This is a genomic window from Streptomyces sp. NPDC001027 (assembly GCF_040299045.1).
GTDB lineage: Bacteria > Actinomycetota > Actinomycetes > Streptomycetales > Streptomycetaceae > Streptomyces.
On the sequence record NZ_JBEPBI010000040.1, the window covers coordinates 45,025 to 52,440 of the forward strand.

A 7,416-nucleotide genomic window follows, 5' to 3' on the forward strand; every position below is an offset into this window, starting at 1 on the left:
CGACGACGGGAACGCGTCGGCCGAGGGGGAAGCGTCGGCCGAGGAGGACGCGTCGGCCGACCGGAGTCCGGTGCCCGGGGGAAGTCCGCACGCGGGCACGATAAGGGGAGGGGGACAAGGTCTCCAGACCCGTACATACACGGACCGTCCCCACCTCGCCCGTTCGTCCCCTCGAACCTCTTCCGTCCCCTTTCTCCACAGGTTTGAGAAAGGGCTGTCAGAACTCTCGACAACTCCACGGGCCACACCCGATGCTTCGTGACGCACTGAGCACCGACGCACTCGCTCACTCACCGACGCACTCACGCACTCACGCACCGATGCACTGACGCACTGACGCACTCCGACGACGCCGGCGGGGACGACCGGCGGTCGATCGCTGTCATGAAGCGGAGAAGTCATGATCCGACGCAGAACACTGCTGGCGGCCACGGGCGGCGCGCTCCTCGGAAGCACCCTCGCGACGGGCACCGCCAGCGCCGACTCCACGATCGCCGTCAACCCCGCGACGAACTACGGCACATGGGAGGGCTGGGGCACCTCCCTGGCCTGGTGGGCGAACGTCTTCGGCGCCCGGGACGACTTCGCCGACATCTTCTTCACGACCAGGTCGGTGTCCTACAACGGCAGCGTCCTGCCCGGCCTCGGCCTCAACATCGCCCGCTACAACCTGGGCGCGTGCAGCGGGAACAGCGTGGGCGGCGCGTCGATGGTGGCGTCCCCCAACATTCCCGGCTTCAAGCAGATCGAGGGTTACTGGCAGGACTGGAACAACGAGGACCCGATGTCCTCGGCCTGGGACTGGACGGCGGACGCGAACCAGCGCGCGATGCTGCAGAAGGCCGTGTCGCGCGGAGCGACGACCGAGCTCTTCGCCAACTCCCCCATGTGGTGGATGTGTCTGAACCACAACCCGTCCGGGGCCTCGGGCGGCGGCAACAACCTCCAGTCCTGGAACTACCGCCAGCACGCCTCCCACCTCGCGGCGGTGGCCCTGCGCGCGAAGAACGACTGGGGCGTGAACTTCGCGACGGTCGACCCCTTCAACGAGCCGTCCTCGTCCTGGTGGACGGCGACCGGGACACAGGAGGGCTGCCACATGGACGCGACCGTCCAGGCGGCCGTCCTGCCGTACATGCGCAGCGAGTTGGACTCGCGAGGACTGACGGCGACGAAGATCTCGGCCTCGGACGAGACGAACTACGACCTCGCCCGCACCACCTGGAACTCCTTCTCCGCGACGACGAAGGGGTACGTGAACCGGGTCAACGTCCACGGCTACCAGGGCTCCGGCGGCCGCCGCGACCTGCTGTACACGGACGTCGTGACGACGGCGAAGAAGGCGCTGTGGAACTCCGAGACCGGCGACAAGGACGGCACCGGTCTCACGATGGCGAGCAACCTGCTCTACGACTTCCGCTGGCTGCACCCGACGGCGTGGGTGTACTGGCAGGTCATGGATCCGTCGGCGGGCTGGGCGATGATCCGCTACGACGAGAACACGCTGGCGGCCGGCGCCGTCACGACGAAGTACTACGTGATGGCCCAGTTCAGCCGTCACATCCGGCCCGGCATGACGATCCTCGACACCGGCGTGAGCTACGCGGCGGCCGCCATCGACAAGACGGCGAAGCGGCTGGTGATCGTGGCCGCGAACACGTCCTCCTCGGCCCAGACCCTGACCTTCGACCTCTCCCGCTTCACGACGGTGACAGGCGGCGCGTCGGGCCTCGTCCCCCGCTGGAACACGGTGACGAGCGGGTCCGGCGACCTCTACACGTCCCACTCGGACACGCACCTGAGCGGCAAGTCGATCAGCGTGCCGTTCGCGGCGGGCGCCGTGCAGACCCTTCAGGTGGACGGAGTGACGATCTAGCGGGGCATCGGACGGGCGGGCCGGCGATATGGTCGCTGGCCTGCAGGTACCTCTCCTTTGTCGCCGGGCGGCGTTACGGTGTCACCCATGCGCCCCGACACGCCTGCCGAGAACGTCGACCACACCGCCGAAGCGGCACGCCTGGAGCGGACCGCCGGCCTGTATCCCGAGGACGCGGAGGCCCTGCTGCTGCAGGCCGCGGCCCATCTGGAACTGGCCGGCGACCGCCCCGCCGCGACGACCCTGTACGACCGCCTCCTGTCCTCCTCGGAGGGACCGGAGACCCTGGAGAGCCCCCACCTGATCCGCGCCCTGAAGGCCTCCAACCTGTGGGAGTACGGTCACGAGGCCGAGGCCAGAGCGATCATCGACGGCATCCGCGCCGCCGCCCCCCGCGACCCGGCCCCCTGGGTGATCGTCGCGGAGTCGCTGGAGTCCCACGACGAGCTGGAGGCCGCACAGAAGACGTTCACCGAGGGCGTCACCCTCTTCCTGACGGACACGGCCGAGACCCCCCACTCCGCCCACCCCCTCCTCTTCGGCCGCCACCGGGTCCGGCGGATGCTCGGCGCCGCCCACGACGAGTGGGACGCGCTGGCGGACACCCTGCACTCCTCCACCGTCTCCCTGGACGAACTCCACGACCCCAAGCGCGTCTGGTCCCTGGGCTCGGACAACCCGGCCGAACTGCAGGCGGAGATCTCCCGTCTGCGCGCCGAGCTCGGCGCCTACCGGGAGGAACTGTCCCGCCCGTTCCCGGTGGCGGTCCTGCACTGGCCCACGGGAGAGCTGGCGGAGCTGGTCGGGGCGTACCCGACGCTGTCGGACGAGTACCCCTCCCACGAGGAGCACCTGGCGACGATAGAGGCGTCCCTGCGCGAACTCGCCGCCTCGGGCACGGCCAACCTCGGCATCGTCACGGGCACGGTCCCCTCCTACGAGGCCTTCGCCGCCTCGGAGGGCGCCTCCCCGGCCGACGCCGACCTCCTCCCCCAGTACGCGACGACCCTGGCAGCCCGAGGCCGCGCCACCGGCTGGCCCCCGGAGCGAGGCGTACCGTGCTGGTGCGGCTCGGGCACGGCGTACGACGGGTGCCACGGAGTGGAAGCGGGGGCCAGGGTGTAGGACCCGGCGTTCAGCCGACGGCCGGCGGGCCGGGTCGCAACGCGTCGGAGATGGACTTGACGCCGCCGTGCGCGCTGAAGCCGCCGTCGACCGGGATCTCCGCGCCCGTGATGAAGGAGGACGCGTCACTGAGGAGGAAGACGACGAGGGGCGCGACGTCGTCGACCGTGCCGCTGCGGCCCAGAGGCGTCTCCCGGATGGTCGTCTCACGGAAGGCCGGGGTCGCGGCGGCGGTCATCTCCGTCTCGATGTAGCCGGGGTGCACCGTGTTGACCCGCACCCCTCGCGGCCCCAACTCCGTGGCCGCGATCTTCGAGACGCCACGCAACGCCCACTTGCTGGCGGTGTACGCCACCGGGTAGTAGCCGGTGTACGCGGTGGAGGACCCCACGTTGACGATGGACGAGCCCGGCGGCATCAACGGCGAGAGGTACTGGATGCCGAGCAGCGGCCCCGTGGCGTTCACCGCGTGCACCCGCTCGAAGTCCTCCGCGCGCACCTCCCCCAGCCGGGCCCGGTGGATGACGCCCGCGTTGTTGACCAGCCCGTGAACATGCCCGTACGTCTCGCGAAGCTCGGCGGCAAGCTCGGCCCAGTCCCCCTCACTGGCCACGTTCAGCCGCCGGCAGTCCCCTTCGGGGCGAATGTCGGTGGCGACCACCTCGGCCCCGGCCTGGGCGAGAGCCCTGGCTTCAGCGGCGCCTTGCCCCCGGGCGGCGCCCGTGACCACGACGACCTTGCCGGTGAGGGGGCGGACGGCACGGCCGTCGTCTCCGGAGATCGGACTCATACGGGACAACATAGCGGCGTGCGCGCGTCGCCGAGCAAGCCGCTTGCCGGGCAGACCGCTGACGCCCGATCATGAAGTTCATCGCGCCGAACAGTCCGTCCTGCTCACGCCGCCCGCGGCTGCCTGGAGGCCCGTGGACCTCAGTCCGGCGGCTGACTTCAGCACGCCCGTCCTGCGGCCACGGGCCGTGCCGCATCAGCCGGGCAGGCGCTGACCCCGCCGATCAATCGCTCTGCGCGCCGTCCGGCGGGAGCACGGTGCGGCTCTGCTGCGCCCGCCGCGCCTCGGCCACGGTCTTCTCCACCCGGGCAGCTGCCTGAATCGGGTCTTCGTGCTCCCATATCCGTACGACCGTCCAGCCCGCCTCTGCGAGCCGCTGGTCGGTGTCCACGTCGCGCGTGCGGTTGCGCTCCACCTTCGACGCCCAGTAGCCGCCGTTGCGGACGGCGACGGTGTGGTGCTCCGGACAGCCGTGCCAGAAACATCCGTCGAGGAAGACGGCGACACGCGCCTTGGTGAACACCAGGTCAGCGGTGCGGCGCAGTTCCTTGATCGGGCGCGCGGCGACCCGATAGCGCAGCCCCCGTGCGTGCACCGCTCGTCGCAGGGCCAGCTCGGGTTTGGTGTCGCGGCTCTTGTTCGCCTGCATGCTGGCCCGCACGGCGTCGGAGGAGGCCCACGATCCCCTCTCGGCCATCGCGCCCTTCCCCACGGCCTCGGACTCGTCCCCATCCATGTCCACACCGTAATGCGGGCGCGACGCCCTCGTCCCAGGAGACCCCTGAAAACCGTCCGCACACCGTGATTGTCGGCGCCCTCCCGTACCATCGCCGGGTGACCACAGAGCTCCCGTCTGATCTTGACTCCACCGCCTCCGCCACCGCTTCGACGCCTTTCGAGGTCGCCGAATTCTTCGCCGGAATCGGCCTCGCCCGCCTGGGGCTGGAGCGCGGCGGAAGCTTCAAGGTCACCTGGGCCAACGACCTGGACGCCCAGAAGCACGACATGTACAAGGGGCACTTCGCCGACGCCACGGAGCACTACGTCCTGCGGGACATCCGAGAGATCGCGAGCGACATCCGCTCCGAGCTGGCCCCAGGCCCGGTCGACCTCGCCTGGGCGTCCTTCCCCTGCACGGATCTCTCACTCGCAGGGGGCCGCTCGGGCCTCGCGGGCAAGCACTCCAGCACGTTCTGGGACTTCACCGACGTGATCGAAGCCATGGGCGAGCGTGACGGCAAGAAGCCCGCCGTGATCGCGCTGGAGAACGTCAACGGCTTCGCCACCAGCCACAACGGCGCCGACATGAAGGCCGCCATCGAGCGGCTGAACACCCTCGGCTACTGGGCTGACGTGGTCACCCTGGACGGCCGCCGCTTCGTCCCCCAGTCCAGACCGCGTCTCTTCGTCGTCGCCGGGCGCGAGGATCTGCCCAAGCCGGCCGTCGACGATCGCCGGGACACGGCACTGCGCCCCGCCTGGCTCGACCGCGTCCTCGACGACAAAGACCTGACGACCTACCGCACCCAGCTCGACGAACCCCCTGCCCTGCGCACCACGGGCTGGACCGACCTCGTCGATGCTGACGACGACCGGGACGTCGAGTGGTGGGACGACAATCGCGTCGCCCACTTCGAGAGCCAGCTCTCCGACCTCAACAAGGCCCGCGTCGAGAAGCTCAGCAGCGAACCCGATGCTTCTTACCGCACGGCCTACCGCCGCACTCGAAACGGCGTCCCCGCCTGGGAGATCCGCGAAGACGACGTGGCCGGCTGCCTGCGCACCGCCCGCGGCGGCTCCTCCAAGCAGGCTGTCGTACGCATGCAGAAGAACGAGCGGATGCGCGTGCGCTGGATGACGGCTCGGGAGTACGCCAAGCTCATGGGCGCCCCGGGCTACATCCTCCCCAGCAAGCGCAACCAGGCCATCATGGGCTTCGGAGACGCGGTGTGCGTCGACGCGGTGGCATGGCTCACGGAGCACTATCTCAAGATGCTGCTCGAGAACCACCGCAAGCGGGAGTCGCTCCCGGCACAGCGCACCGCCCTCTCCCACTAACCGCGATCTCCGCACGGACGACACGACGGCGGCGTCCGACGCGCCCTGACGCCCACCGCCGCTCCACCGCTCCGCCATCCCAGGAGGAACCCTTGGTCACCGTGCAGTCGACCGTCGCCAGCGCACCGGTGACGAGCGCGGAGGCGGCCCTGATCGACGCGCTGGGGACCTGGTACGAGGGACAGCGAGACGCCAAGGGCAACGTGAACTCCAACGTCATGTGCGCAGGCCTCTACATGACAGAGTTCCTGGCTGAGCACTTCCCTCTTGAGCCCGAGCACTACAGAACCCGCTCACAGGTGAAGACCGCCAGCGGCAAGCAGGCCCAGAAACTGCTCGCCGAGCACGGTGAGGAGCGCAAGTTCACCAGCGAGGGCGGCCGCACCTCCCGCGCCACCCTCGACCACGCCGACGGCCTGGCCACGGTCCTCAACGCCGAAGGCGACAAGGCCGGACTGACCGACCTCTCCGGCCTTGAGCGCGCCGCGCTGGCCGCCCTGCTCCAGGCATGGTTCGTCGAACGAGTCCGCGAGGACTTCTTCGGCCGAAAGCGCATCGAAGCCGAGATCAACCCCGAGAACCCCGTGCGCACCACGATCGCCGCCCTCATCGAGGCCGGCCGTCTGCGCGGGGGCAACACGGCGGGCGCGATAGCCCAGCATCTCGTCGGCGCAAAGCTGAAGATCCGCTTCCCCGACGAGGACGTCAACGTCGAGAGCTACACCACCGCCGACGTCCAGACCGGCCGCGCCGGCGACTACCAGATCGGCGACACCGCGATCCACGTCACCATGTCCCCGGGGGAAAAGGTCTTCCTCGACCGCTGCGTCGACAACCTGAACCACGGCTACCGCCCGCGCGTCCTCGTCCCCGAGAGCCGGGTCGCGGCCGCCGTCCAACTCGCCGAGATGTACGGCCTGTCCGAGCGCGTCGCAGTCCAGTCCATCGAGGACTTCGTCGGAACGAACATCGAGGAGGTCGGCGGCTTCTCGAAGAGCGGGGTCCGAGACCGGCTCCGGGAACTCCTCATCGAGTACAACGCCCGGATCGAACAGGCCGAGGCGGACAAGTCGCTGATGATCCTGGTCCCGGAGAACCTCTGAGACTCACGATCAGGTTTCGCCTTTTGGTCATTGGCCCCCTGCTTCTGCAAGCATGAAGCGGTTGCAAACGCGGCCCGGCGGGACGAGGGACGAATCGTGAGCAAGCTGACCTTTTTCGACGTGTGCTCAGGGGCGGGTGGGCTCGCACTGGGTCTGGAGCGCGCCGGCTTCGATCCAGCGCTGCTGCTGGACGAAGACACTGACGCCTGCCGGACCCTGCGGGCCAACCGACCCCGCTGGAATGTGCTTCAGGCAGACCTTCTGGACCCGTGACCGGCGGGGCTTCGGCGTGGGCGGGGCGGCGATGTGATCGCTGACCTGCAGGTATGTCACCCTTGTCGGCGGGCGGCGTTACGGTGTCACTCATGCGTCCCGCCACGCCTGCCGAGAACGTCGACCACACCGCCGAAGCGGCACGCCTGGAGCGGACCGCCGGCCTGTATCCCGAGGACGCGGAGGCCCTG

Annotated in this window: 6 protein-coding genes and 1 pseudogene; 5 read left to right on the forward strand and 2 right to left on the reverse strand. The window is 69.5% G+C overall.

Annotated elements, in window-relative coordinates:
• Positions 1–400: 400 nt before the first annotated feature.
• Both ABT300_RS14540 and ABT300_RS14545 read left to right on the forward strand, forming a co-directional pair.
• Complete coding sequence (locus ABT300_RS14540) at positions 401–1,876, forward strand: glycoside hydrolase (protein ID WP_351674915.1); 1,476 nt, start codon at positions 401–403, stop codon at positions 1,874–1,876.
• Positions 1,877–1,963: 87 nt separating this feature from the next.
• Positions 1,964–3,001, forward strand: coding sequence for an SEC-C domain-containing protein (locus ABT300_RS14545; RefSeq protein WP_351674917.1), 1,038 nt, complete (start codon positions 1,964–1,966; stop codon positions 2,999–3,001).
• Between the two features lie 10 nt (positions 3,002–3,011).
• Here the strand turns inward: ABT300_RS14545 and ABT300_RS14550 are convergent, their stop codons facing one another.
• Together ABT300_RS14550 and ABT300_RS14555 are read right to left on the reverse strand one after the other, a co-directional pair.
• Positions 3,012–3,791, reverse strand: a complete 780-nt coding sequence (locus ABT300_RS14550) for an SDR family NAD(P)-dependent oxidoreductase (protein WP_351674919.1) — start codon at positions 3,789–3,791, stop codon at positions 3,012–3,014.
• A gap of 223 nt (positions 3,792–4,014) precedes the next feature.
• The gene (locus tag ABT300_RS14555) at positions 4,015–4,527 is read right to left on the reverse strand and encodes a very short patch repair endonuclease (RefSeq protein ID WP_351674921.1); all 513 of its coding nucleotides are present in this window, start codon (positions 4,525–4,527) and stop codon (positions 4,015–4,017) included.
• A gap of 98 nt (positions 4,528–4,625) precedes the next feature.
• Between ABT300_RS14555 and ABT300_RS14560 the strand changes: the two genes are divergently transcribed.
• The 3 genes and pseudogenes from ABT300_RS14560 to ABT300_RS14570 all read left to right on the forward strand — a co-directional run.
• Positions 4,626–5,849: a DNA cytosine methyltransferase gene (locus ABT300_RS14560; protein WP_351674923.1), complete on the forward strand. Its 1,224-nt coding sequence runs from the start codon at positions 4,626–4,628 to the stop codon at positions 5,847–5,849.
• Between the two features lie 101 nt (positions 5,850–5,950).
• Positions 5,951–6,952, forward strand: a complete 1,002-nt coding sequence (locus tag ABT300_RS14565; protein WP_351674934.1) for a DUF4928 family protein — start codon at positions 5,951–5,953, stop codon at positions 6,950–6,952.
• A 96-nt stretch (positions 6,953–7,048) separates the two neighbouring features.
• Positions 7,049–7,219: pseudogene (locus ABT300_RS14570) on the forward strand (DNA cytosine methyltransferase); the annotation flags it as partial.
• Positions 7,220–7,416: the final 197 nt, after the last annotated feature.